General features: G+C 61.7%; 27 protein-coding genes and 1 tRNA gene. 16 read left to right on the forward strand and 12 right to left on the reverse strand.

Annotated elements, in window-relative coordinates; translation table 11 throughout:
- Window positions 1–3: 3 nt before the first annotated feature.
- A complete protein-coding gene (locus J5289_RS10995) occupies window positions 4–909 on the reverse strand; it encodes a LysR family transcriptional regulator (RefSeq protein ID WP_142822716.1) in 906 nt (301 codons plus the stop codon).
- A gap of 135 nt (window positions 910–1044) precedes the next feature.
- On the opposite strand from J5289_RS10995, the gene J5289_RS11000 reads away from it, so the two are divergent.
- From J5289_RS11000 to J5289_RS11045, 10 genes are all read left to right on the forward strand, one after another.
- Complete coding sequence (locus J5289_RS11000) at window positions 1045–1767, forward strand: LamB/YcsF family protein (protein ID WP_142822717.1); 723 nt, start codon at window positions 1045–1047, stop codon at window positions 1765–1767.
- 74 nt (window positions 1768–1841) lie between these two features.
- Complete coding sequence (locus J5289_RS11005) at window positions 1842–2075, forward strand: acetyl-CoA carboxylase (protein WP_142822718.1); 234 nt, start codon at window positions 1842–1844, stop codon at window positions 2073–2075.
- Window positions 2075–3439 carry an acetyl-CoA carboxylase biotin carboxylase subunit gene (locus J5289_RS11010; RefSeq protein ID WP_209183762.1) on the forward strand — a complete coding sequence of 455 codons (1365 nt, stop codon included), beginning with the start codon at window positions 2075–2077 and terminating at the stop codon, window positions 3437–3439. The genes J5289_RS11005 and J5289_RS11010 overlap by 1 nt, the downstream gene beginning before the upstream one ends.
- 12 nt (window positions 3440–3451) lie before the next feature.
- Entirely contained in the window at window positions 3452–4327 is an 876-nt protein-coding gene (locus J5289_RS11015) for an allophanate hydrolase subunit 1 (protein ID WP_209183763.1), read from the forward strand.
- The gene (locus tag J5289_RS11020; RefSeq protein ID WP_209183764.1) at window positions 4317–5288 is read left to right on the forward strand and encodes a biotin-dependent carboxyltransferase family protein; all 972 of its coding nucleotides are present in this window, start codon (window positions 4317–4319) and stop codon (window positions 5286–5288) included. The genes J5289_RS11015 and J5289_RS11020 overlap by 11 nt, the downstream gene beginning before the upstream one ends.
- A gap of 262 nt (window positions 5289–5550) precedes the next feature.
- Window positions 5551–6303, forward strand: a complete 753-nt coding sequence (locus J5289_RS11025; protein ID WP_209183765.1) for an ABC transporter ATP-binding protein — start codon at window positions 5551–5553, stop codon at window positions 6301–6303.
- Window positions 6300–7034 (forward strand): ABC transporter ATP-binding protein, encoded by a 735-nt coding sequence (locus tag J5289_RS11030; protein WP_209183766.1) that lies wholly within the window; start codon window positions 6300–6302, stop codon window positions 7032–7034. Before J5289_RS11025 ends, J5289_RS11030 begins: the two co-directional genes overlap by 4 nt.
- Before the next feature lies 1 nt (window position 7035).
- Window positions 7036–7941: a branched-chain amino acid ABC transporter permease gene (locus J5289_RS11035; RefSeq protein WP_209183767.1), complete on the forward strand. Its 906-nt coding sequence runs from the start codon at window positions 7036–7038 to the stop codon at window positions 7939–7941.
- A 3-nt stretch (window positions 7942–7944) separates the two neighbouring features.
- Complete coding sequence (locus tag J5289_RS11040; protein WP_209183768.1) at window positions 7945–9027, forward strand: branched-chain amino acid ABC transporter permease; 1083 nt, start codon at window positions 7945–7947, stop codon at window positions 9025–9027.
- Between the two features lie 41 nt (window positions 9028–9068).
- Window positions 9069–10271, forward strand: a complete 1203-nt coding sequence (locus J5289_RS11045) for an ABC transporter substrate-binding protein (protein ID WP_209183769.1) — start codon at window positions 9069–9071, stop codon at window positions 10269–10271.
- Window positions 10272–10699: 428 nt separating this feature from the next.
- On the opposite strand, the gene J5289_RS11050 is transcribed toward J5289_RS11045, so the two are convergent.
- From J5289_RS11050 to J5289_RS11080, 7 genes are all read right to left on the reverse strand, one after another.
- Entirely contained in the window at window positions 10700–11521 is an 822-nt protein-coding gene (locus J5289_RS11050) for an MBL fold metallo-hydrolase (RefSeq protein ID WP_209183770.1), read from the reverse strand.
- A 4-nt stretch (window positions 11522–11525) separates the two neighbouring features.
- On the reverse strand, window positions 11526–12305 hold the full coding sequence (locus tag J5289_RS11055) for a TatD family hydrolase (RefSeq protein WP_209183771.1): 780 nt from the start codon (window positions 12303–12305) through the stop codon (window positions 11526–11528).
- A 6-nt stretch (window positions 12306–12311) separates the two neighbouring features.
- Window positions 12312–13865 (reverse strand): methionine--tRNA ligase, encoded by a 1554-nt coding sequence (gene metG / locus J5289_RS11060; RefSeq protein ID WP_209183772.1) that lies wholly within the window; start codon window positions 13863–13865, stop codon window positions 12312–12314.
- Between the two features lie 118 nt (window positions 13866–13983).
- On the reverse strand, window positions 13984–15003 hold the full coding sequence (locus J5289_RS11065; protein ID WP_209183773.1) for a DNA polymerase III subunit delta': 1020 nt from the start codon (window positions 15001–15003) through the stop codon (window positions 13984–13986).
- On the reverse strand, window positions 15000–15686 hold the full coding sequence (tmk, locus tag J5289_RS11070; protein ID WP_209183774.1) for a dTMP kinase: 687 nt from the start codon (window positions 15684–15686) through the stop codon (window positions 15000–15002). Before tmk ends, J5289_RS11065 begins: the two co-directional genes overlap by 4 nt.
- 149 nt (window positions 15687–15835) lie before the next feature.
- Window positions 15836–17017: a D-alanyl-D-alanine carboxypeptidase family protein gene (locus tag J5289_RS11075; protein ID WP_209183775.1), complete on the reverse strand. Its 1182-nt coding sequence runs from the start codon at window positions 17015–17017 to the stop codon at window positions 15836–15838.
- A 66-nt stretch (window positions 17018–17083) separates the two neighbouring features.
- Complete coding sequence (locus tag J5289_RS11080; RefSeq protein ID WP_209183776.1) at window positions 17084–18208, reverse strand: septal ring lytic transglycosylase RlpA family protein; 1125 nt, start codon at window positions 18206–18208, stop codon at window positions 17084–17086.
- A gap of 339 nt (window positions 18209–18547) precedes the next feature.
- Between J5289_RS11080 and J5289_RS11085 the strand changes: the two genes are divergently transcribed.
- Both J5289_RS11085 and J5289_RS11090 read left to right on the forward strand, forming a co-directional pair.
- Window positions 18548–18886 carry a hypothetical protein gene (locus J5289_RS11085; RefSeq protein ID WP_209183777.1) on the forward strand — a complete coding sequence of 113 codons (339 nt, stop codon included), beginning with the start codon at window positions 18548–18550 and terminating at the stop codon, window positions 18884–18886.
- Between the two features lie 195 nt (window positions 18887–19081).
- Window positions 19082–19171 (forward strand) — tRNA-Ser (locus J5289_RS11090).
- A 73-nt stretch (window positions 19172–19244) separates the two neighbouring features.
- Here the strand turns inward: J5289_RS11090 and J5289_RS11095 are convergent.
- Together J5289_RS11095 and J5289_RS11100 are read right to left on the reverse strand one after the other, a co-directional pair.
- Window positions 19245–19655, reverse strand: coding sequence for a hypothetical protein (locus tag J5289_RS11095; protein ID WP_209183778.1), 411 nt, complete (start codon window positions 19653–19655; stop codon window positions 19245–19247).
- 142 nt (window positions 19656–19797) lie between these two features.
- Complete coding sequence (locus J5289_RS11100; protein WP_209183779.1) at window positions 19798–20724, reverse strand: LysR family transcriptional regulator; 927 nt, start codon at window positions 20722–20724, stop codon at window positions 19798–19800.
- An 80-nt stretch (window positions 20725–20804) separates the two neighbouring features.
- Between J5289_RS11100 and J5289_RS11105 the strand changes: the two genes are divergently transcribed.
- The 3 genes from J5289_RS11105 (at window position 20805) to J5289_RS11115 (ending at window position 22419) form a co-directional block, all read left to right on the forward strand.
- The gene (locus J5289_RS11105) at window positions 20805–21032 is read left to right on the forward strand and encodes a hypothetical protein (RefSeq protein ID WP_209183780.1); all 228 of its coding nucleotides are present in this window, start codon (window positions 20805–20807) and stop codon (window positions 21030–21032) included.
- Window positions 21033–21054: 22 nt separating this feature from the next.
- Window positions 21055–21765 (forward strand): SDR family oxidoreductase, encoded by a 711-nt coding sequence (locus J5289_RS11110; protein ID WP_209183781.1) that lies wholly within the window; start codon window positions 21055–21057, stop codon window positions 21763–21765.
- Window positions 21766–21888: 123 nt separating this feature from the next.
- A complete protein-coding gene (locus J5289_RS11115) occupies window positions 21889–22419 on the forward strand; it encodes an ester cyclase (RefSeq protein ID WP_209183782.1) in 531 nt (176 codons plus the stop codon).
- Window positions 22420–22918: 499 nt separating this feature from the next.
- Here the strand turns inward: J5289_RS11115 and J5289_RS11120 are convergent, their stop codons facing one another.
- Window positions 22919–23554 carry a TetR/AcrR family transcriptional regulator gene (locus J5289_RS11120; protein ID WP_209183783.1) on the reverse strand — a complete coding sequence of 212 codons (636 nt, stop codon included), beginning with the start codon at window positions 23552–23554 and terminating at the stop codon, window positions 22919–22921.
- 74 nt (window positions 23555–23628) lie between these two features.
- On the opposite strand from J5289_RS11120, the gene J5289_RS11125 reads away from it, so the two are divergent.
- Window positions 23629–24360 carry an SDR family oxidoreductase gene (locus tag J5289_RS11125; RefSeq protein WP_209183784.1) on the forward strand — a complete coding sequence of 244 codons (732 nt, stop codon included), beginning with the start codon at window positions 23629–23631 and terminating at the stop codon, window positions 24358–24360.
- Between the two features lie 333 nt (window positions 24361–24693).
- On the opposite strand, the gene J5289_RS11130 is transcribed toward J5289_RS11125, so the two are convergent.
- Complete coding sequence (locus tag J5289_RS11130) at window positions 24694–25134, reverse strand: tetratricopeptide repeat protein (protein WP_209183785.1); 441 nt, start codon at window positions 25132–25134, stop codon at window positions 24694–24696.
- Window positions 25135–25252 lie beyond the last annotated feature (118 nt).

The raw sequence follows: 25252 nt of genomic DNA on the forward strand, positions 1-25252 counted from the left end.
GGCTCAGCCCCCACCACCAAGTGTCACGGACATGAAAGCTCGGAATGTCGCTGCAGCCGTGGCCATAGGTCGGGCGCGCGCCCAGGCCAGGCCGACATCCATGCTGGGGACGGGTTCGATCAGTCTGCGAACTTCGATGCGCTGCCCCTCGAGAGACCACGGCCGATAAACCATGTCCGACAGGATAGTGACGCCGACACCGGCTGCGACGAGCGAGCGGACGGCCTCGACGGAGCTGGTCGTCAACACGGCATTCGGCTTTTTACCGGCAGCATCCCAGTAGCGTGTGGCGGTCGTGCTCGCCTCGTCGACGGTCAGCATCACATAGTCCTCCTGCGCGACGTCGGCGAGGCTGATTTCGGTCCTTGACAGCAGGTGGTGATCGGCGGAGAGCCAAAGCCGGCGTGATGATCGCAGCAGCAGTTCCTGTTCGAGTTCGTCCGAATTCGCCAGGTTGGAGACCAGCATGATCGCGATATCCAGGTCGCCGCTGGCCAGCTGTCGCTCGACTTCGGCGCGGGGCAATTCCCTGATCTCCACCGAGATATGCGGGTAGGTCTTTCGGAAGCGCGCGTAGTATTTCGACATGAAATAGCCGGTCACCGTGTAAGTCATGCCCATGGTGAGTTTTCCCGACAGTTCCGCACGCTCGCGCAGAGGGCTGTGAACCGCAGCGGCGACCGCTCCGGTGATGATCCGTGCGTGATCGAGGAACCGGGCGCCCTCCATCGTCAGCCGCACACCTCCATGCGTCCTCTCCAGAAGCTTGACCCCGAGCTCCTCTTCCAGCGATTTTATCGCTGCCGTTACCGCCGATTGGGAGATGTTGAGGTTGACGGCCGCGTGGCTGACTTGTCCACTTTCTGCAGACGCAATAAAATAATCTAGTTGTTTCAGTGTGATGCTCATGTCTGTTCCACCAATTTCTTATTATCGTTTTTTTCGATATTACATTACGAAAATTACTATTTCACAAGAGGCAAAAGCTCGGACAAGATTTGTGCAACGCCGCAAAGACGGCAGCTTATAAGGGGCACAACAACGATGAGCGTCACGCTGAACTGTGACATGGGAGAGAGCTTTGGCCTTTACAGGCTGGGCGACGACGCCGGGCTTATGCCGCTTATTGATGCGGCGAATGTGGCCTGCGGCTTCCATGCATCCGATCCCGACCATATGCGAACGACAGTCCTCCGCGCCAAGGAGCATGGCGTCAAAGTCGGGGCACACCCGTCGCTTCCTGATCTCCAGGGTTTTGGCCGACGCGAGATGAAGATGAGCCGGCAAGAGATCGCCAACTCGGTCATCTACCAGGTCGGCGCGCTGCTCGGTTTCCTGAAAGCGGAAAACATGCCGCTCAATCACATCAAGCCGCATGGCAGCCTTTACAACATGGCCGCCCGCCAGGAAGAAGTCGCTCAAGGCATATGTGATGCGGCAGAAGTCTTCGGTGTGCCGGTGTTCGGCATGACAGGTACCCTGCACGAAAGCATCTACCCGCAGCGCGGCATCCGCTTCATCCCGGAATTCTATGCCGATCTCGACTATACGCCGGCGGGTGCGCTGATCGTCACGCGCGAGCATCCGGCCATGGATCCGGAGCTGATGGCGTCCCGCTGCGTCCGCGCGTTGACGGACAAACAGGGCACGGCTACCGACGGCAGTCTCTTCCCGGTTGGCTGCGAAACGATTTGCGTGCATTCGGATACGCCGAACGCTATCGATATTGCCAAGGCCGTGCGCAGCGCAATCGCGCCCTGGCACTGATTTCGGCGGCCGCCATCCATGGCGGCCTTATTGCCTGCATCCATCTTGCATTGTCGGAACAGGAGACCCATTCCATGCCACAGATCCTTTCACCGCTTCCCGGAACGTTCTACCGCAGTGCGGCACCAGGCCAGCCGCCATTGAAGGCCGACGGCGACGATGTCGCAATCGGTGACGTTATCGGCCTGATCGAGGTGATGAAGTCCTTCCACGAGGTTAAGGCCGAGGTTGCCGGTAGCGGCATCTCCTTTCTTGTCGACAACGAAGACCCTGTCATGGCAGGCGCACCGCTGGCGGACGTCGGCTGATGCTGAAGAAGTTGCTGATAGCCAATCGTGGCGAGATAGCAGTGCGCGTCATCCGCGCTGCCAAGGACCTCGGCATTGCTACGGTAGCGGTATACTCCGCGGCCGATGCGGATGCGTTGCATGTTCAGCTGGCAGACGAAGCCGTCAACATCGGCCCACCGGCAGCCAAGAAGTCCTATCTCAACATCGAGGCCCTGTTGGCGGCAGCCCGCGACACCGGATGTGACAGCATCCATCCAGGCTACGGCTTTCTGGCTGAAAACGCCGAGTTTTCCGATGCCGTGAGTGCGGCAGGCCTCGTCTTCGTCGGCCCCTCCGGCAATGCAATCCGCCTGATGGGAGACAAGGTTTCGGCGCGCCTCGCTGCCTCTGCTGCCGGCGTTCCAGTTGTTCCGGGTTCGGTCGGTCGGGTCGAAAGCATCGAGGCGGCGCGGGACGTACTGGCCGAGACCGGTTTCCCGGTGATGATCAAGGCCGCCGCCGGCGGTGGCGGACGTGGCATCCGCATCGCCAACTCGGCGGCCGAATTCGAGCAAGCCTATCCGCAGGCCCAGGCCGAAGCCCTGGCTGCCTTCGGGGACGGGGGGCTTTATATGGAGAAGGTCATTGGCCGTGCCCGCCATATCGAGGTGCAGGTGCTTGCCGACGGCCATAATGCGGTCCATTGCTACGAGCGGGAATGCTCGCTGCAGCGTCGTCGCCAGAAGGTCTGGGAGGAGGCGCCTTCGCAAGCCCTCTCAGACGCGCTGCGCGAAGAACTCTGCGCCTCGGCCGTAGCGCTCGCAAAGGCCGTCGCCTATTCCGGCGCGGGGACAGTCGAATACCTCTACGACGATGCCGCCGACCGCTTCTATTTCATCGAAATGAACACCCGTATCCAGGTCGAACATCCCGTGACCGAGGCTGTGACCGGCATCGATCTCGTGGCGGAGATGCTGCGGATTGCCGGCGGCGAGCCATTGCGATTGTCCCAGGCCGATATCAGGGTCAGCGGACACGCAATCGAAGTGCGGCTGAACGCGGAAGATCCCGCCAAGGATTTCGCGCCGTTTCCGGGCAAGGTCGGCGATCTCAGGATACCCGGCGGCCCCGGCGTTCGCTTCGATTCGATGCTCTACGCCGGTTACCAGGTACCGCCCTTCTACGATTCACTTCTCGCCAAGCTGATCGTCCACGCAGAGACCCGGGAAGGGGCGATTGCGCGGCTTCAAAGGGCATTGGGCGAACTCGAGATCTCGGGCATGAAGACGACCAAGCCGCTGTTTCTGGCACTTGCCGCAGACCCGGCAGTCCAATCAGGAAACGTGCATACGCGCTGGCTGGAAGGCTGGCTTGTCGAAAACGCAGCGGCGCTTGCCAGCTGAAAAGGAGAACCGATGTCGATACGCTTCAACTTCGGCGGTGACGAACACATCTTCGGCGAGGTGTCCGAGGAAATGTCGCTCACTTCGTTCTTCACCGGCCTTTCGATGATCAACGCGGTTCGCGAGGCCGGTATCCGAGGGGTCACCGAGACCTGCCCGGCCAATGCGAGCTTCCAGATCCGCTTCGATCCGGATATCATTGCGCCGCAGGATCTTCTGAAAGAACTGCAGTCAATGGAAGACGCCGCGTCAAAGTCCGACGCCTCGCTGAAAACACGCATCATCGAGCTTCCCGTTTATTTCCAGGATCCCTGGACCCATGAGACGGAAATGCGCTTCCGCGAGCGCCATCAGGACCCCAGCGCGACGGACCTCGAATATTCGGCCCGTATAAACGGATACGCCACGATCGAGGAATTCATCGCCGCCTATTCCGGTCAGCCCTGGTTCGTTTCCATGGTCGGCTTCGTGGCGGGCCTGCCATGGCTATACCAGATGGTGGAGCGCAAGAAGCAGATCGAGGCGCCGAAATACCTGCGTCCCCGTACGGACACACCGAAACTCACCGTCGGTCACGGCGGCTGCTTTGCGGCGATCTATTCGGTGCGCGGCGCCGGCGGCTACCAGATGTACGGCGTCACGCCGGCACCGATCTATGACCCGACCCGCAAGATCCGCTATCTCATCGACGAGATGTGCCTCTTCAAGCCGGGTGACATCGTCAAGTTCAAGTCGATCACGCGTGACGAATACGATGGCACGCTCGAGGAAATCGAGGCGAACCGCTGGCAGCCCACGACGCGCGATTGCACCTTCAAGCTCACCGACTTCAACAAAGACATGCTTGGTACCAATGTCCAACTGATGGAGCTTCTCAATGGCCGTTAAAGTCATCAGTCCCGGCCTTGCGACCTCCGTGCAGGACCTCGGTCGCCCCGGCTATTATCACGTCGGCATCCCCGAAGGCGGCGGCATGGACCGGTTTTCGAGCCGCATGGCAAACCTGCTTGTCGGCAACGACGCAGGAGCAGCGGTCCTCGAAGCGACGTTCATGGGGCCTGAGCTGGAGTTCACTCAACCGGCCGTGGTAGCCATCACCGGCGGCGAGTTGCCGCCCAAGGTCAACGGCGAGGAGCGCCCAACCTGGGAAAGCTTCGAGGTCAAGGCGGGCGACCGTCTCTCCTTTGGCTACCTAAAATCCGGCGCGCGCGCATATATTGCAATTTCGGGCGGCATCGACGTGCCCGTCGTGCTCGGGTCCCGCTCCACCTACGTGCTGGGCGCGCTCGGCGGCTTTGAAGGCCGCGTGCTGAAAGCCGGTGACGAGCTTCCCATCGGGCAGGCAACAGGTACCGCCGGCCGCTCGCTACCAGCGGCCCTGCGCGGCCTCGGCGCGATGCCGGCAGAACTGCGCATGCTGCCCGGCATCTACTGGCACAGGATCACCGAGGCTGCCGGAAAGCGGTTCTTCGAGGATACCTGGAAGGTAGCCCCTGAGGCAGATCGCATCGGCTACCGCTTTCGTGGGGGTACACCGCTCGAATTCATGCCCCGTGAACAGCCTTTTGGTGCAGGTTCCGACCCTTCCAATATCGTCGATGCCTGCTACCCCTATGGCTCGGTTCAGGTGCCGAGCGGCACGGAGCCGATCGTACTCCACCGCGATGCCGTATCGGGCGGTGGCTACATGATGCTCGGCGTGGTGATTTCGGCAGACATGGATCGCATCGCCCAGATGCAGCCCCATACGCCGGCGCGCTTCGTTCCCGTCACCCTCGAGGAAGCTCTTGCTGCGCGCGCCGATCGCCGCGCCGAGCTCCGGAAGGCGGAAGAATACCTGACCGCCTGAGGCAGCGGCCCGCGACCGGTCAGGACTGGCGAGGGAAGGGACGAGGCTAAGGTCGGCGCGAGCCGGCCCTTCGAAGCGCCAGCCGACAAAAGGCTGGCACGCGCAACAACAAGACAAAGCCGGTAAACGGCGAGACTTTGGCAGCCGAGCGGTCCGCAGAGATCGCCGGTACCGAAAAAGGGGAACATAGCTAGACTCGGCAGCCTGTAACACGGCCGGACCCGTCGTTCCCTTTCCATCGGTAACACAAGGAACTGGGAACATGGTTGAACTGAGCGCGCAAAACATATCGGTCGCCTTTGCAGGGCTCAAGGCGCTGTCGTCGGTGACGCTCGACATCACGCCCGGACATATCAGCGGACTGATCGGCCCGAACGGTGCTGGCAAGACGACGCTCGTCAACGTCCTCACCGGATTTCAGGCGCCGACGGAGGGCGAAGTGAAGCTCGATGGAGCATCGCTCAATCGCCTCAAGCCGCATCAAGTACGCCGCAGGGGCATCGCCCGAACGTTCCAGGGCGGGCGCCTGTTTCGCGACCTCGCAGTCGTCGACAATCTGGAAGTGACCGGCGTCGGGCTCGGCATGAGCCGGCGCGCCGCCGTCGCCGAAGCTGAGGCCATGCTCGACTGGATGGGCATCGGATCGCTCGGTTCGCGTATCGCCGGAACGCTTCCCTACACGGACGAGCGCCGGGTCGCTATCGGCCGCGCGCTGATGGGCCGCCCAGCCTACATCCTTCTCGACGAGCCCGCCGCCGGCATGAGCAGCCAGGAGGCGGCCGACCTGTCGTCCCTTGTGCGCAAGATCGCCCGCGAACTCGGCTGCGGAGTGCTGATCATCGAGCACAATGTCGGTCTCGTCCTCGGTCTCTGCGACCACATCGTCGTGCTCGATTCCGGTGCTGTCATAGAGGAGGGGACACCGGCTGCGATCCGCAACAGCGAAAAGGTCCGCCACGCCTATATGGGAACTGCTGCGGACACAGCGCTGCCGGTCGTGGAGGTGCTGCTATGAGCCTGCTGGTTCTCGCCAATATCGAGGTTCGCTACGGTCGCCTGACGGCCGTGCGCGGCGTATCGTTTTCCATCAGGGATGGCGACACGGTTTTCATTACCGGGCCAAACGGCGCCGGCAAATCATCGTTGCTGCGCGCAATTGCCGGCGTCACGCCTGCCTTTGCAGGCACGATCGATTTCGACGGCTACAATATCACCGGCCGCGCGCCGGAGGATATTGCCCGCCTCGGCTTTTCGCTGGTGCCTGAGGGCCGGGATGTCTTCGGTTCGCTGACCATCGAGGAAAATCTGCTGGTCGGCACCGGAATGAAGGCAAAGGATCGCGGCTGGAAGGCCAAGGTCGCCGAGGATCTCGAGGCGGTCTACCAGACATTCCCGATGCTGAAGGAACGCCGCAACGGCCAGGCCGGCCTGCTGTCTGGCGGCCAGCAGCAGATGCTCGTCATCGGCCGGGCGCTGATGACCAATCCGCGCCTGATCGCCATCGACGAGCCGTCGCTCGGGCTGGCGCCCAACATCACCGATCAGGTGTACGAGCGGCTGATTGCCTTGCAGGCGCTGCGCAAGTTGACGCTGCTGATCGTCGAACAGAGTTCCACCCGCGCCAATCTCGTCGGCGGACGAATGCTGCTGATGCGCGGTGGCGAGGTCGTGCTTGACGGCGATGCCCGCGAACTCGGCACCAGCGAGGCCATCCAGGCCGCCTATTTCGGCTACGAGGACAAATGAGATGTTGCAGATCGTATTTGACTCGCTGTCCCTCGGTTCGCTCTATGCCCTCGGCGCCCTCGGCATCGCGCTGATCTTCGGCGTCATGCGCCTGGTGAATTTCGCCCACGGGGACGTCATCGCCTTCTGCGTCTTCGCATTGCTCTGGCCATCCACGGATGCGATGGCCATCGTCTTTGCCGGCAACCTGCCATGGTACCTGCTGGTGCCGCTGGTGCTTGCTACGGGTGCTGCGCTGTCGGTCCTCTGCGAAATCGTCGTCTTCCGCCGCTTCCGCCGTGCCAACCCGGCCACCATGATGATCGCGTCTTTCGCGCTCGGTTTCGTCATCCGCTACTTCCTGCTGATGCTCTTCACGAGCCGCCCGAAGTCGATCTCGCTGCTGCCGATGCTCTCGCAACCGGTGGAGATCTTCGGCGCCCGGCTGCCTCTGCTGCAGCTGATCACCATCGTCGCGACAGTGTTGATCCTGATCGCCCTTTCGCTCTTCCTGCGCCGCACGAGGTTCGGGCTGGAAATGCGCGCAGCCGCCGAAAACTTCTCGATGGCACGGATGCTCGGGGTGAGGGCCAACCGGGTGATCATGGGGGCCTTCGCATTGTCCGGAGCGCTGGCTGGCGCAATCTCGCTGATCTTCGTCTGCCAGACAGGCACCGCCGATATCCAGATGGGCGGGGCGATCATGCTGATGGCATTCATCGCAACGGTGATCGGCGGCCTCGGCAGTCTTCCGGGTGCAGTGCTTGCCGGCTTCCTGCTGGGTGCTGCCTCCGTCATCATGCAGGTGGTGTTGCCGATCGATGCGCGTCCGTTCCGTGATGCCTTCGTCTATGGCGCCGTCATCCTCGTCCTCCTCTTCCGTCCGCAAGGTCTGATCGCCGCGCGCGGCACCAAGGAAAGGGTCTGATCCATGACCACTGCAACCGCTCCCGCCTTGCCGGCCGAACTGGCATCGCCGCGCAAGCCCGCACCCTTCGCGCTCGCCCGGCGCACGATCATGACGCCGATCCTGCTGTCTCTGCTCATGCTGGCGATCGCCGTGCTGACCGTCATGACCGGCTCGCGTCCGTTCAACCAGGCGGTGATCGATGTCTTCGTCCGCATCACCCTGGTCGTCGGGCTCTATATCTTCATCGGCAACTCCGGGGTCCTCAGCTTCGGCCATATCGGCTTTACCTGCATGGGTGCCTATGCCGCAGCGTGGCTGACCATTAGCCCGATGATGAAGAAGAGCGCGCTTCCGGGCTTGCCCGGGTGGCTGCTCGAGACGCGTCTTCCGTACTGGGAGTCTGCGATTATTGCGGCGATCTTTGCCGGGCTGGCGGCCCTGGTTTTCGGGCGGGTGCTGATGCGCCTGTCGGGCATTGCCGCGTCGATCGCCACCTTCGCGATGCTGGCAATGATCAATACCATCTACTCGAACTGGCAGGATGTTACCGGCGCGACGTCGTCGGTGGTGGGCATTCCCATCGTGCGCCTCATCTGGCCTTATGTGGGTGCGGCCGTCCTCGCCATCTTCATCGCCTGGGCGCATGCCATCTCGCGCTCGGGACTGGCCTTGCGCGCCGCCCGCGACGAGCCGACGGCGGCTGCCGCCTCCGGCGTCGATATCCCGAAGGAGCGGCTGGTCGCATTCACCATCTCGGGCGTGGTCATGGGCCTCGGAGGCGCTCTGATGGCGCATTCGATCGGCGTCGTCACGCCCGACAATTTTTATCTCGGCCTCACCTTCATCACGCTTTCCATGCTCGTTGTCGGCGGCATGAGCAGCCTTTCCGGCGCGGTGATCGGGGTGGTCCTTCTCTCTGCCCTCATCCAGGTTCTTCGCTGGCTGGAGGCGGGTGTCCCCGTGGGCACAGTCACCCTCGCTCTTCCCAAGGGGCTCCAGGAGATCGCCCTCGGTGTCATCATGATCGTCATTCTCGCGCTTCGTCCTGCCGGCTTGATAGGCAATCGCGAGATCACGTTTTTCAGGCGTAAACATAACAAATAGCCGACGAGGACAACAATCGTCAGGCAATAAAGGAGCAGCTAATGGAATACGTAAGAAGACTATTTGCAGCAGTTCTGGCCACGGCATTCGCCGCGGCCGCAGTTCCGGCCATGGCCGACGACAGCAAGATCGTTGTGGGCTTTGCGACGGCCGCATCCGGCTTCATGCAGGCTTACGACAAGCCCGCAACCGATGCCGCGATGATCCGCATCGATGAGATCAACGCTGCCGGCGGCCTGCTCGGCAAGAAGATCGAAGTCGTCAGCGCCGACACCAAGTCCGACCGTGCAGAAGGCGCCAAGGCTGGCCTGTCGGTCATCGACCAGGGCGCAAGTCTGGTAGTCGTTTCCTGCGACTACGATTTCGGGGCACCGGCAGCACTGGCCGCCGAAGATGCCGGACTGGTGTCGTTCTTCCTTTGCGCGGAATCGGTCAAGGCCGGTATCCAGGGCGTCGGCAAGCACAGCTTCTCGGCTTCCGTGCTGGCAGCTGTCCAGGGCGCGACGATGGCCGAATGGGCCTTCAAGGAAAAGAAGGCCCAGACCTTCTACCGCCTGCTCGACACCTGGACGGAATACAACAAGGGCATCTGCGACGGCTTCGACTGGATGATGCCGAAGCTTGAAGCCCAAGGCGCCAAGCTCGTGGGCCAGGATACCTTCAAGAACGAAGATGCCTCGATCGCCGCCCAGATCACGCGCATCAAGTCGCTCCCCAAGGAGCCTGACGCCATCATGCTCTGCACGATGATGCCGGGCGCCGTCTCGGCGATCAAGCAGATCCGCGCCGCCGGCATCAACTCGATGATCCTCAACGGCTCCGGCGTCGATGGCAGCTACTGGCTGTCGGCCGTGCCGGACCTGTCGAACTTCTACACGCCGGTCCAGGGCTCGATCTACGGCGACGACCCAAATCCCGATGTGCAGAAATTCAATGGCGTCTATAAGAAGAAGACCGGCACGGATCCTTCCAGCCAGTACGTCTATCCCGGCTATTCGATGATCGACGTCTGGGCCAAGGCCGTCCAGCGCGCAGGCACGACCGATGCCGACGCAGTGGTTGCCGAACTCGAGAAGATGAAGGACGAGCCGACGCTCTTTGGACCGCGCACCTTCACCGCCGAACTGCACCACCAGAACAAGGCGCGCTACCTGATCGTCGAAACCAAGAACGGCAAGCCCGGCGTCGTTGGCAACTGGACGATCTCCGAGCCAGTTCCAATGGAAGCACTGGTCAAGAAATAACAAACCACCGCCGGGTCTGACCCGCCAAAACCAAAGAGCCCGACCGCTTCCACGCGGCCGGGCTTTTCACTTTCCGCTGCGGAGAAAAGTGTGACGCGGGTTTACCGAAGCTGCAACGAGAGCCGGCCAGACGGCGGACATTGATCCTGCGCTAAATCTCACGTCTCAGTCGCCGCCCATGGCCACGCTGGCAACAACGGGCAGGGGTCCATCGCGCAATATCCTGGCGTTCGTCCATGTCGAGCTGCAAGTAGGTGCGTTCCATTCCTCCACACTATCATAGCGGTCATAAATCCTTGAAATCATTGGCATGTCGCACTTGAAAATAGAATGTACCCGACTAGATGCAAAAGGTGGATAAGATAGATTATGGAACTGATGTGGATAGCCACATACTACCAAACCCCGCACCCATCGCAGATCCACGGCTACTCCGGCGTGTCGATCTCGAACGCGAAGCTCATCTGGTCGTAGGCCGGTTCGACGTTGGCTGGTGTTTCTCTGAGAACGGTGGCGTAGTCGAGCGGTGTGTGCATGTGGGTCAGGATGGCGCGCTGTGGCTTCAGGCGGCTGATCCAGTCGAGCGATTGCTCTAGCGACAGATGGCTTGGATGTAACCGGTACTGGAGCGCGTCGATGATCAGCACGTCGAGGTTGCCAAGAGCCTGGACGGATGCTCGCGGGAAATCGCTGACGTCGCTGCAATATGCGACGTCGCCGATGCGAAAGCCGAGCGACTGGATGTCTCCGTGTTGCTGGAGATGCGGCTGGACATGGATCGGGCCGCCGGCGCCGTCGATTGCGAACGCCTGCATATCCTCAATGATGACAGGCTCGACGATCGGCGGGTAATTGCTGCCGGTCGGTGTTTCCAGGCAATAGCCGAAACCCTGCCGGATGCGGTCCATGGTGACCCTGTCGGCGTGGATCGGAATGCGCTTGTTGTCGATGTGGAAATAGCCGCGCAGGTCGTCGATGCCGTGGATATGGTCGGCGTGCGCGTGGGTATAGAGAACCGCGTCGATTGCCTCGACCCTGGCGCGGACCATCTGCTCGCGAAAGTCTGGACCGGTGTCGACGACGACGGTGGTAACGCCGCCATCCGGCCCAAATTGTTCAATCAGCAATGCCGCCCGGCTGCGCCTGTTTTTGGGATTGGTCGGGTCGCAGGCGCCCCAGTCGCCGGTGATGCGCGGAACGCCCGGAGACGATGAGCAGCCGAGAATGGTGAACCGCCGCCTGTAGGTCACGCCGTCAGATCCTCGGCATCTTCGAAAAAATCCTGAATGCATTTTCGGTCGTCAGCGCCGCAACTTCCGCACTGCTGACGCCGATGGTCTCGGCCAGCACTTCAGCCGTGTTGACGACGTAGGACGGCTCGTTGCGCTTGCCGCGCCAGCGTTTTGGCGCAAGGTATGGCGCATCGGTCTCGACCAGAAGCCGGTCATGCGGGACGGTCCTGGCCACCGCGCGCAGTTCCTCGGATTTGGGGAAAGTCAGGATGCCGGAGAACGAGATATAGCCGCCGAGCGCAACGCCCGTGGCTGCCAGATCGGCACCCGCCGAGAAACAGTGCAGGATGAAGGGGAAGGCGCCCTTCCCTGTTTCCTCGGTCAGGATTTCAGCCATGTCGTCGTCGGCGCTGCGACTGTGAATGACAAGCGGCAGGCCGGTTTCGCGCGCCGCAGCGATATGTCGGAGAAAGCCGGTGCGCTGGTCCTCAGGCTTCACCGTGTCGTAGAAATAGTCGAGCCCGGCCTCGCCGATGGCCACCACCTTCGGATGGCGCGACAGCCGCACGAGATCCTCGACCTCGATGTCGAGCTCCTCGTCGGCATTGTTCGGGTGCGTGCCGACGGAGCAGAACACAGACGGATAGGCGTCGGTGATCGCCAGCAGGCCGTCCAGCTTGGCGACACGTGTCGAGATCGTCACCATCTGGCCGACGCCGGATGCGTGGGCACGCGCCACGATGGCATCGCGCTCCTCGGCGAAATCGGCAAAATCGAGGTGGCAGTGGGTATCGATCAGCATGTCGTCCTAGACCTCCGGCGCCACGTAGCGCGGGAATACCGGCTTCGGTGCTTCGAGCGGGGTGCCCGGCACGAGACGACCCGCCTCGCCCAGCGCCGCGAAATCGCGTTTGTCCGCAGGCGCGGCCACCAGGTCCAGCAGCTTGGCTGCCGAATCCGGCACAAACGGCTGCAGCAGGATGGCGATCTGGCGAACCACTTCGGCGGTTACGTACAGCACGGTTCCCATGCGGACGATATCGGTCTTTTTCAGCGCCCAGGGCTCCTGGCCGGCAAAGTACCGGTCGGTTTCAGACACGACGGCGATGATGGCCGCCAGCGCCCGGTGGATCATCTGCTTGCCCATCTCGTCACGGGTGATATCGGCCAGGGCATCGACTTGCGCCAACATCGCCTTGTCTTCATCTGACAGAGGCCCGCATTCCGGAATTTTTCCGTCGCAATTCTTGACGATCATCGACAGCGAACGGCTGGCAAGGTTACCGATGCCGTTGGCAAGATCGGCGTTGATGCGTGTGCCGATGGCGTCTTCGCTGCAATTGCCGTCCTGCCCGAACGAGATTTCGCGCATCAGGAAATAGCGGATCGGGTCGAGGCCGAAATGGGCAATCAGCTCGAACGGATCGAGCACGTTGCCGAGCGACTTCGACATCTTCTCTCCGCCCTTGGCCAGCACGAAGCCGTGGGCAAAGATCCGCTTCGGCAACGGCAACCCGGCCGACATCAGGAACGCCGGCCAGTAGACGGCGTGGAACCGGATGATGTCCTTGCCGATCACATGGACATCGGCCGGCCAGAATTTTGCCCGGGGGCCATTGGGATCTTCCAGATAGCCAGTCGCGGTCAGGTAGTTGGTGAGCGCATCGACCCAGACATACATGACATGCGATGGGTCGTTCGGCACCTTGATGCCCCAGTCGAAGGTGGTGCGTGAGATCGACAGGTCGCGCAGCCCCGATTTGACGAAGGACATCACCTCGTTGCGGCGCTCGGAGGGGCCGATGAATTCGGGATCGCTCTCGTAGAGCGCCAGCAGCTTGTCCTGGTACTGCGACAGGCGGAAGAAGTAGCTCTCCTCCTGCACCCATTCGACGACCGTGCCCTGCGGCCCGTAGCGCAACCCATCGGCGCGCTTCTCGGTTTCGTTTTCCTGGTAATAGGCCTCGTCGCGCACGGAATACCAGCCGGCGTAGGAATCCTTGTAGATGTCGCCATTCTCGGCCATCCGGTTCCAGATGTCGCGCGAAGTCTGGTGGTGACGCTCTTCCGTCGTGCGGATGAAGTCGTCGTTCGATGAATTCAGCAGCTTGCCCATCGCACGGAATTCGTCCGAGTTGCGCAATGCCAGAGCCTCCGGGGCAATCCCTTCGAGCTTTGCCGTCTGCTGCATCTTCTGGCCGTGCTCGTCGGTGCCGGTGAGAAAAAACACCTCGCGCCCGTCCAGCCGCTGGTAGCGGGCCAGCGCATCCGTGGCGATCAGCTCATAGGCATGGCCGATGTGCGGTCGGCCATTGGGATAGGCGATCGCGGTGGTGATGTAGAATGGGGAAGTGTCTTTCATCGGCGGCATCGAGCCCGTCTTGTTATGTTTGAAGAAGCTGCGTCGCTATTATCGCAAGTCGCACCGCAGCGAAACCTTGAAGTTTGGCGCCAGCGTCGATCGACCCGGCAGGAGGCGACTACAGCTGCTGTTTAAGATCGCCCAGCACGGTCAATATGGTCTGCTTGCGATCAAGATTGTAGGCCTGCGACACTGTCAGCCGTTCGGTGACGTCAGAATGAAGCCGCGACATCCGCTCGGCGTCCACCACCCGGCCTTCGAGTGCCGCCTGGCGCGCCCGCGCCATGATATCGTCCTCGATCTGGGAGACGAAGAAATCGAAAATCGTTTCGCTCTCCCGGCCCGACAGCACGTCCGCAAGCTTGTGCATCGCCTTGCGCGCTGCAGGCCCATCGGAAGCCACCACCTGTCGGTAGGCCGCGACAATGTCCGCGCCACCGTAGTTGATCAGCTTCAGCGCCTCGCTGACGCTCCCCTTGGCATCGCGCAAAAGGTTGGCATCGGCGGCGATGTCGAGATTGGACAAAGCCGCTGCCAGCGCTTCGTCACTGAGCGGTGACAGGCGCAATGGCAGGCAGCGCGAGCGTATGGTCGGCAGAAGCTTGCCGGGCGCGTGCGACAGCACCAGGAACAGCGCCCGCTTCGGCGGCTCCTCGAGTATTTTCAGGATGGCGTTTGCAGCGCTGCGGTTCATGTCGTCGGCGGGGTCGATGATGACGATGCGCCAGTTGCCGGTGCCCGACGTCTGCGAGAAGAATTTACCGGCCCGCCTGACCTCGTCGACGGTGATTGCCGATTTCACCTTGCCGGTCTTCTCGTCGACAGGGCGCGCCAGATAGAGAAGGTTGTGAGACGCGCCCGACGCGATGGCATGGCTGACGACAGAGGCCGGATCGGGATCGGCGATCTCGCCCGGCGCCATCAGCGGATCCGGATGCGACAGCACATGATTGGCAAAGCGGAAGGCCAGCGTCGCCTTGCCGATGCCCTCCGGCCCCTCGATCAGGATCGCATGGTGGCCCTTGCCGGAACGATAGGACTGGGCCAGGAACGCCTCTGCCTCCGCATGGCCGAAAAGCCTGGTATTTTCCATGGGAGCAATGGCGCCGTCCAGCACGCCGGGCCGTTCGTCGCTCATTGTGCGGTCTCCGGGCCGGGCCCCGCCTGCCCGTCATGCGATGCCAACCGCTGGCTGACAATGGCAAGGATGCGGGCCGCGATCTCTTCGGGTGCATGCAGGGCGTCGATGACATGGCAGCGTTGCGGATCGCTGGCAGCAATATCGAGAAACGCCTCCCGGCGCTTTTCATGGGTTTCCATCTCTTCCTTTTCAAAGCGATCCGGCTCGGCCGTCGTCGCGGCTCCGCGCCTGTGTGCACGCTCGAGGCCGACGCTGGCGGGCAGGTCGAGGATCAGGGTGCAGTCCGGAACGACGCCGTCGACGGCAATCCGTTGCAGCGCCTCGATGAAATCAGGCTCCAGATTGCCCGTCACGCCCTGGTAGACGCGCGATGAATCCATAAACCGGTCGCAGAGAACGATTTTCCCTTGCGCCAGAGCCGGGCGGATGACCTCCTCGACATGATCGTTGCGGGCCGCAGCAAACAGGATGGCCTCCATGCGCGTCCCGAAAGGCTCGGCAGCCCCGGAGAGCAGCACGTGGCGCACCGCCTCCGCACCGGGCGAACCGCCGGGCTCGCGGGTGACTAGCACATCGCGACCGCTCGCCGTCAGGGCTTCGGCGAGCAGACGGATTTGCGTCGATTTACCGGCACCCTCCCCGCCTTCAAAGCTTATGAACAAACCGGTTCCGTTCGACAATTGCTCGCATCCTGCGATCTCGCATTCCATTCGGCAGTCAGATAGGCACTGCCATCGGCCGTTGGCGACTGTTTAACGCAAGACGACGCCGGGCGAAACCTTCTGGCCGAGAGTTTGCGATGTTGTGCGGTGATTTGCCCGAAGCTCTGTCAAGCCGGGGTCGGAGTTTCCCAGAGCCAGGAAAACAAAAGCATTTCCGATAGCTCGACCAGGGCATCGAGCGCCCGGCGCCCGAGACCGCCCTGGGCGACATCGCCATCGGTGAACAACGGAACCTCGCGCACGACGCGGGTCCCGGAAAACACTTTTAAAATCCCCGCCGGCTGGCCGCTTGCAACAGGCGCGGCCAGCGGCCAGCGGTAGATGACGCGGGCCGTCAGCCGATCGGGATTGTTGACGGGCACGTAGACATCCACGCCTGTCTTGGCGACAAGCCCGACCGATGCCCTGGCGCCGCCGTAGACGCTGGCCGTGCCAATCACTTCGCCCTCATCGAAAACACGCTGGCTCCTGAAATTGCTCAGTCCCCATTCCAGTACGCGCTTGGCTTCCTCGGTGCGCTCCTTGTCGGAGCCGAGGCCGCCCATGGCAAGGAACAGACGCCGCCCGTCACGCGTCACGGATGAGACGATCGAAAACCCCTCGCCCTCCGCAAAGCCGGTGCCGAGCCCGTCGACGCCCATGGTCAGCGGCAGCAGCGGATTGCGGTTTCGCTGAAAAATCTTGTTCCAGGTAAAGTCGGGCTGCGAGAATGACTTGTAAAGGTCCGGATATTTTGACTGCAGGTCACGCGCCAGCGTTACCAGTTCGCGGGCCGAAACCTTGCTGTCGGCATCGGGAAGTCCCGTTGCGTTGCCGAACTGCGCCTTCGGCATGCCGATTTCGCGCGCATGCTGGGTCATCCTGCGGGCAAACTCCGCCTCGCTGACGGACATGCCTTCGGCAAGCACGATGCAGGCGTCATTGGCCTGCTGGATCGCCGCGCCCTGGACGAGGTCGCCGATCCGCACGCGGGATTTCAGCGCTGCAAACATGGTCGACGCCCGCGATGGTGCGCCGCCCCGGCGCCAGGCGTTTTCAGAGACGGGATAGGTGGTATCGAGGCTAACCTCGCCGCGGGCCAGCGCCTCGAAAACCACGTCCAGTGTCATAAGCTTTGCCAACGACGCTGGAGAAAAGGGTTTGTCCTCATTCTTGGCCAAGAGAACGGTGCCGGTCGACGCCTCGATCATAAAGGCCTGCCCGGCCTTGGTGTCGAAGGCCGGTGGTGGCGTTTGTGCGACCGCATTTGTGGAAAACAGCGCGACTACAGCGAAAAGGTATTTCAGCATCGAGTCCCCTTCCCGCTTGCCTGCATTAAAATTACGCGCGGCCCGGAACTAAGGCAATTGCCGCCCTCAGTCGACCTGCGCGGCGGCCATCTGCCGATGATACGAAGCCAGTATCGATTTCTGCGTCAGGCCATCGTTGCGGACCATCACGGCGTCGAACGCCAGTGCACGTGGCGCAGCCCTCTCAGGTTCCCCATAGGCGACGGCAAGAGACGACGCAGGTGTCAGAGCGGCAAAACCCTGGCGGGAATTCGGCCGTTCGTATGGAACGGGTCCGATCTGCGGCAGCGACACGAGGATACCCTGGGCCGCCGGCTCCGGTGCACCCCAGTTCATCGGTGGCTGCTGCTGCTTGAAGGCCGGCGATGTCGGTGTCGATCCGGCATAGGCAGTCGACGCCATGGGAGCTGCCGCGGGCACGGGCACTCCCGACGTCGGGCGGCGGGTCGGCTGGCGCAGCGGCGTCTGCACATAGTCCGGCAACTGGTCGGCGGTCATCTTGCCATTCGATGCGACCATCAGGCCGCTGCCGAACTGGCTGCCGGGATTGATGCCGGGCACGCGGCTGCCCTTCGGTACATAGGAGGCCATCAGATAAGGCATGTCGTGACCCTCGAGCGGTGCACGACCGACATATTGCACCCGCACCGCGCCGGTCCCGCTGTCGCGAAGATCGAGGAGGTCGGCGCTCTTGTTCGAAAGGTCGATGATGCGGCCGGGATGATACGGGCCGCGATCGTTGACACGCACGATGACCGACGAACCGTTCTCGACATTGGTAACCCGCGCGTAGCTCGGCAGCGGAAAAGTCGGATGGGCTGCAGATAGGCTTAGCTGGTCATAGACCTCGCCATTGGCCGTCAATCGGCCGTGAAATGCGGAACCGTACCAGGACGCGATGCCGACCTTGTTATACCTGTAGTCTTCCTTCGGATAATACCACGCACCCTTCACCTGATAGGGATTGCCGACCATGAAGCGTCCGCCGCCGCTGGGAATCTTGCCACTGGTGACGACGCGCGGGCTGGCCTTGACGCCATATTCGGCTTCAGAAAAATATTCCTTGCCATGCTTGGTCTTCAGAGGCGGAGCATGCGTCGTGCCGCAGGCGGAAACGGCTGCACACACGGCCGAGAGTGCCGCCCAGCGCAGGCCTCTCCTGTATGATACCGAAACATTCTCGAACGTCATGTCTGCCAAACCGATACGCGATACTGAACAAGGTGGAACAGAAGAGGGTGGATGAGACGACGGGTCTTCAACTCCAATTCCGACCTACGCCCCAATCACCTAACGGGACTTTAATCATGTTTGCATGATGTCAAATTAGCCGGTCCCAGTGGCCTAAAAGGAACAATTGTAACGATCATGGTTAACCAGCAGTAAACGGAACCAGGCAACCGCGCGCCAACCCTGACGGCCGGGAAAAGTATCAACCCGTTGCGCGACTGCGCTGTCCCCACGGATCGAATCTCAACCCCCAGGTCAGGTTCGTCTCCTAGCAGTACGGTTTTCTCCCCGGGGAACTACATGCGTCTGTTTTCGATCATCCTGGCCGGCTCACTGGCGGTTTCCACCACTGCGTTCGCCAATTCTCCCTGTAGCGGCAAGAAAGGTGGCATCGACCATTGCGAGGGCAGCACATTCATATGCAATGACGGGTCGGTGAGTGCCAGCAAGAAGTCATGCTCAGCCACCATGGGAACAGGCACGGGAGCACTCGGCATAGCCGGCGCCCAACAGGAAGAAATGTCGCCGACAGCTTCGAGCGACTGCTCCTGCCGATCCGCAACCTATTGCACCGGCCCAAAAGGCGGCCACTTCTGCACCACAGATACCGGTGGCAAGAGCTATCTCCATAAAGACTGACGAACGAGCCTCGACCAGCCAACGATAGTGGCTTAGATCCATGTGGCAAGGACGCTTGCATTGCCGAAAAGGTTGACGCCGCGTTGCAAGAAGCTATAAGCGCAAGTCGAAAACCGAAATAGTTGCAACCTGCGCCGCAACTAGTCATTCCGGTCAACGATATTGAAGAAGAAACCGCTTCAATATCATACGCTTGGAAGAGTGTCCGAGTGGTTTAAGGAACCGGTCTTGAAAACCGGCGTGCGGGAGACCGTACCGTGGGTTCGAATCCCACCTCTTCCGCCATTTCGCTGCAGATTGTGCGACAAACTGCGATTGCTGCGAATGGGATCGCCACGTCATCTCGCCGACGCAAAAATCAAAAGTGCTGGTCAAGAAACGCCGCCGCTTCGTCCGAGATTCCGACTACTTTGTTCGTCGCCTGACGATAGAGTTTGAAATTTAGCTCGGTTCCCGGCTGGCCATCATTCCATTCGTTGAGAGGCTTTAGCTCGCTCCGCCCCAGCGGCCTTTTTACGAGCGCGGTGCATCGAATGGAGAGGCTCACGCGCGGCGTTTGCCGGGCGACGCCGCGCTTCTTTGCAATCGCCTCGGCGTAAGTCACGATGCCGCGCGCGCAAAGGCCTCGCCCGCCCTCGTTCTCGCTTGCGAATACGAAAATTACGTCACCTTTGACGATCTGTTTGCCGCCGTACATCGTTTTCTGTGCCGTGAACGAGAAACTTTCAACCCTTGGATCGCCAACCTCAGCCTTGATCGCGAACGCCATGACTCTCCCTCCCGACTGCCCAAAGGACACATAGTGCTATAGCGTAGACATAGTGCCATCTTCATCGGGCGTGGCCCGCCACTTTGCCGAGGCAGCCGTGTCTGCGAACGGCTTATCGCAAATCGCCGCCCTTTTCATGCCATCACACGCCCTCGCCGGCGATCGACTGCCGATCCGAATCAATCGTGGCGTCGATGTAATCCGCAAGCCCGTCGAGCAGGACGCGTGTTTTGAGTGGCAAATGCCGAGCGCTTGGATAGAGGGCAACGATCGGCGCTTCGCCACCATCCCAACTTGGCAGTACACGCTCAAGCAGGCCTGTGGTGAGGTCTCCGGCAATATCGACTTCCGATTTCAACATGATGCCAAGGCCGTCCCGCGCCCAGCCGTGCACGACATCGCCGTCATCGGCGCGTAGCCGTGCATGCGCCGCAATATTTGCTGTGGCGCCATCGGGCCCGTGCAGGTACCAGGGTTCGCTGGCGGCGCCATAGCGCAGGAAAGCGTGCGCCTTTGAATCGCCCGGCGTGAGCGGCCGGCCAACGCGATCGAGATAAGCGGGCGCCGCAACCAGGATGCGCCGATTGTCGGCGAGCTTTCGCATCATGGCCGAACTGTCAGCAAGGGCGCCGATGCGGATCGCGACATCAAAGCCGTCGGCTACGATATCGACCACACGGTCGTCGAGTTCCAGCGCGACGGTAAGGCCGGGGTAGCGCCCGGCAAGTCGTCCAAGGGCCGGCGCCACGAAGCGCCGGCCGAAAGCGATCGGCGCACTGACGCGCAAGGTGCCAACCGGCTCGTTGCGACCGCCAGCCAATCGGCCTTCCGCCGCTTCCAGGGTTTCGAGAGCCCGCACGACATCGGCCAGCAGCCGAGCGCCTTCGTCTGTCGCGCTCAGTGACCGGGTGGTACGATGGATCAGCCGAACGCCGACGCGGCTTTCGAGTGTCCCGAGCCGCTTGCTGACCACGGCCAGCGTAACGCCAAGGCGCAATGCTGCAGCCGTCAGGCTGCCTTCCGCCAGGATCGCGCGAAACGTCTTTAACTCGTTGAGGTCATCGAGCATCAATTATCAATCCGAAGTCGACAAACAATCGTCTATAAATAACATTATCATCTATGGCACGATAGTCCATATCATGGCTCATGACGAATGTAGCCATTCTCACCAACAATCGAACGCTTCTCGGTAGCGACCTTGCCGCAATCGCCGCGTCCGCGATCTCCGCTCCCGGCAATGCCCGATCGAAGCCCGCCGTGTGGTTCGCTCGCAAGGATGAGATCGCGACATGGGCAGCCGAGCACCGCGCGATCACTCCCATTTATGACCGCGGCGCGCTGACCGTCAGCGGGTTGCCCGGCTCAGCCGCCTGATCCCGAACGAAAGGATTTGACCATGACTCTCTCCCTGAAAGATAAACGCGTCCTCATCGTCGGCGCCACCGGCGGGATTGGTGCCGCGACGGCCGAAGCTTTTGCCGCGACCGGTGCTTCCGTCTTCGCCGCTGGCAGGCCCGGTCCCAAGCTCGAAGCCCTCGCCGCCCGCATCGCGGCCCAGCCCGTCGCGCTCGACATTCTCGACAACTCCGCCATCGAAGTCTTCTTCGGCGAGGCGCAGCCGTTCGACCACTTGGTGATCGCCGCGGCGGCAACCCGGAGTGGTCCCGTTGGTGGGCTGTCGCTCGACGACGCCAAGGCCTCCATGGAAAGCAAGTTCTGGGGCGGCTATCGCATCGCGCGGGCCGCCAGAATCGCGGATAGCGGTTCGATCACCTTCGTCTCGGGATTTCTGTCACGGCGTCCGAGTGCGAGTTCGGTGCTGCAGGGGGCAATCAATGCGGCCCTGGAAGCGCTCGGACGCGGCCTGGCGTTGGAACGGGCCCCGGTCCGGGTCAACACAGTGTCACCCGGCCTGATCGACACGCCGCTCTGGGGCGGCATGGAAAAGGCCGACCGCGTAGCCATGTTCGCCCGCACGGCCGAACGGCTGCCCGTGCGTCGCGTCGGCGAGCCGGAGGACATCGCGCAGGCGATCCTGTTCGTCGCGACCAATCCCTTCGCCACCGGTACCACGGTCACAGTCGATGGTGGCGCCACCATCGCCTGAGACAAGCGGTGCTCGCCCGAACTCGGAAACACGACCACTTCACCACTGCGCCGACCGCTATCCTCGACGAACGCGTGTGTCGCGGGGACGACGATGCCGCCAACCCCTGAAAGAGAAAATGTCATGCGCAAATTTCCAGTCGCAGCCGCCATCCTCGGAATGCTGCTCTCTGTGCCAGTCGATGCCGCGGAGCTGAAGATCGACGATCTCACCGTTGGAAGGACCGTCTCGAACGAACAAAACCAGGCGACAGTGACGGCAGCGAAGGCCTTCTATCAGTTCTGGGACACCGGCGACGAAGCCGCCCTCAAGGCAGCGATCGCGTCTACCTTCACCGACCGCACGCTGCCGCCCGGCCGTCCCCAAGGACCGGCAGGCCCGGCGTTCGCCTCGAAAAAATTCCGCTCAGCGGTCCCCGATCTCCGCGTGGAGGTGAAGAAAATGATCGTCACAGGTGAGTTTGTTACGGTTCACATGGAGTTCAGAGGTCATTTCACCGGCACCTTCGGCACAGTGAAGGGCCAGGGGCAGGCGATCGACTTCATCGCGACCGATCTGCTCAAGGTGACCGATGGGCGGATTACGGACAACTGGCACATTGAAGACAATCTGACACTGCTCTCGCAAATGGGCGTCGCGACCGTAACGCGGTGATGGTTGCGCGAACCTGAAAGCCCCTACCGTGTGGGAGCGCTTTCGAATGGTGCATCAAATTGCGCGAGCAGCGGTCCATTCCTGACGGCGATGATATCATCATCGGCCAGATGCGGCATTAGAGGGCTATAGCGTAGACGTAGTGCTCTTCATCATCGCGCGGGGCCCGCCATTTCGCCGACTTTACGCCATGGTGCGACATTCTTCGCGATAGATCCTCGACCACCGCCGATAGAGCCACAGAGGCGATATGTGAGGATGTCATACATGGCTTATGAGAACCCTCGGATCGGCAGCAAGCGCCCCCAGACGGACGCTTAAATGAGCATTTCGAGCCGCCGAAAGCGGCCATTTGTTCAGCGCGATCTTTCCCGTTTCTCTGTCTCCCCGCGAAGATTTGGGGGGAAGCCGAAGTTGCGCTCGGTCGCGTGTATGAGGAACGCGGCGGCTTTCTCGCTCCCGGTCCGCAATCGGGAAAGTTGCCTTGCCGGTGACGGCGTTAAGGCGGCGATCGAGCCGCTTCCAAATAGGCGTTGCACATCATCATGAGCTGACCTTGGACGGCGCGTTCCTCGTCTGGAGGCAAGTTGCGCTCGAACACGTTGCGGACCGTGCCGAAAACGGTGGCTAGCAGCGTAAGGTTGACGGTCGACAGCTCGGCAAAGGTCGCATCGGAAGCGGTTCCTAACATCGCAGCGGTCGCGGCATCGACACGGGCGGCGAAGGCTGCGATCAGCGCCTCGTTGTCAATCTCCACAACGGAGCGATAGAGCGCGCGTGTCACCTCCGGCCGCTCCGTCTTGGCGTGCCAGTAGGTCGTCACCAGCGCCTCGATCATCCGCTTGATGGCAGCGCCGTGCTGCACCAGGCACGCAGCCTCTACTTTGGTAGCCAGTGCGTCGAGATAGCGTTCGTTGAGCGCATAGTACAGCGCCTGCTTGTGCGGGAAATACTGGTACAGCGTGCCCACCGACACGCCCGCCCGCTGCGCCACGCGAGTGGTCGTCAATCGGTGCGGTCCATCGCTCACCAGAACCTGAATGGTCGCCTCGAACATGACGTCCAGCGTCACCGTCGCCCGTGCCTGACGCGGCGTTTTCCGGGGGTTTAGGTGGGACGGCCGCGCCGAAGCCATAAGCGAATCCTCAAACTGATGGATCCTTCATATATTGGAGCGACACCAAAACGAACCCCATAAGGACTGAAGAAATGGCCGACACTTCCCGCATTGCCCTCGTCACCGGCGCGAACAAAGGCATCGGACTTGAAATTGCTCGCCAACTTGCTCAAGCGGGTGTCACCGTTGTCATCGGCGCTCGCGATCCCGGTCGCGCCACCGCATCCGTGAGCGGGCTATTGGAAGCTGGCCTGTCGGTTCGATCAGTTACCCTCGACCTCAACAATCATGCGGGCATCGCTGCGGCGGCCGAAACTATTCGCGCCGAATATGGTCGGCTCGATATCCTCGTGAACAACGCCGGCATCGTCGATGCCGAGGACGGACCGCCGACCAGCGGCTCAGCGGAGGCCGCGCGGCGTATCATGGACACCAACTTCGTCGGCACGTTGGCGGTGACGCAGGCAATGCTGCCGCTACTGCGCCTGTCGTCGGCCGCCCGTATTGTGAACCTATCCAGCTCGCTAGGTTCGCTCGCGCTCAACGGCGATCCAGCCTCGCCCTACTATTCAGCCCGGCTGATCGGCTACAATGCCTCCAAGGCGGCGCTGAACATGCTGACTGTGCAGCTTGCCGAGGAACTGCGCGACACGCCCCATGTCATCAACTCGGTTAGCCCAGGCTATGTGAAGACCGACCTGACCGGGGGCAACGGCTTCATGACGCCCCAGGAGGGCGCGAAGCTGCCGGTCAAATACGCGCTGCTGGGTGGAGATGCGGTATCCGGCCGCTTCGTTGAAGCACGTGGCGAGACGCCTTGGTAAGCTTTCGCGTAGGACGCCCTGCCCGCGTGACGGACGAGAGAGACGAGAGCGGACGGCCGGCAATTCACCAGCCCGGCCGTTCAGGACATAAATGGCCAAACTGCTAGGCAACCGTTGCAACCTCGGAAGTCGCGCCGTGCGGCGGTAGAGGGTTACAGCGTAGACATCATCACAATCGGGCGCGGCCGCCACTTCGCCGATGTTCAATCAGAGGCATTGTCGAGATGGTTTGCCCCATACCCTCACAGTCAGTCGAGCTATCCCGAGCGCGCTCCTCTGGCGAGTTCGGCCATCAACTTGCGCTTCGAAGACGCCCATGCTGCGCGGCAGCAGTCAAGATACCAGCTTCCGCATGCGCAGGTAGTTCAGATACTTCGCATCGGATTCCTCGAATATCTCCTCGCCCTCGGCCATGTAGGCGCGCAAGAGCGGGTCGGTGCTCTCCTCCTGATGACCAAGATCGTAAAGGCATGTGCCTATGCCTAGCTGGACAAAGCCGTTGGCATGGCCATCGCTGCTCGCTGCCGCCTGCTGGAAGGAGGAGAGCGCGGCCTCCATATCGCCTTGCTGCCTTTGGGCGTCGCCTATAGAAGCATAGAGCCACAGCGCCGCATCCCATTTGTGGTGCGGCTCCGGTAGCAAACGGATGGCCGACTGCCAGCACCGGATCGCACCTGTCTCGTTGCCAGCATCAAGCAGGTCGTTGCCCTGCTCGGACAACTCCGTCACGCGCTCATGAATGTCGTCCGGCAGTTCTTCCTGTTCAACACTCATTCTGCAAAGCCTTGTCTATCGATTTATCGGATATCTCTGTGGCGGGCGACGAAAGATACCCTGCCATACACGTACCCGACCGTCGCCTCCGCTGCCGTCGTCTTCAATCCTGTTGAAT

Source organism: Rhizobium sp. B230/85, from assembly GCF_019355735.1.
Classification (GTDB): domain Bacteria; phylum Pseudomonadota; class Alphaproteobacteria; order Rhizobiales; family Rhizobiaceae; genus Rhizobium; species Rhizobium rhododendri.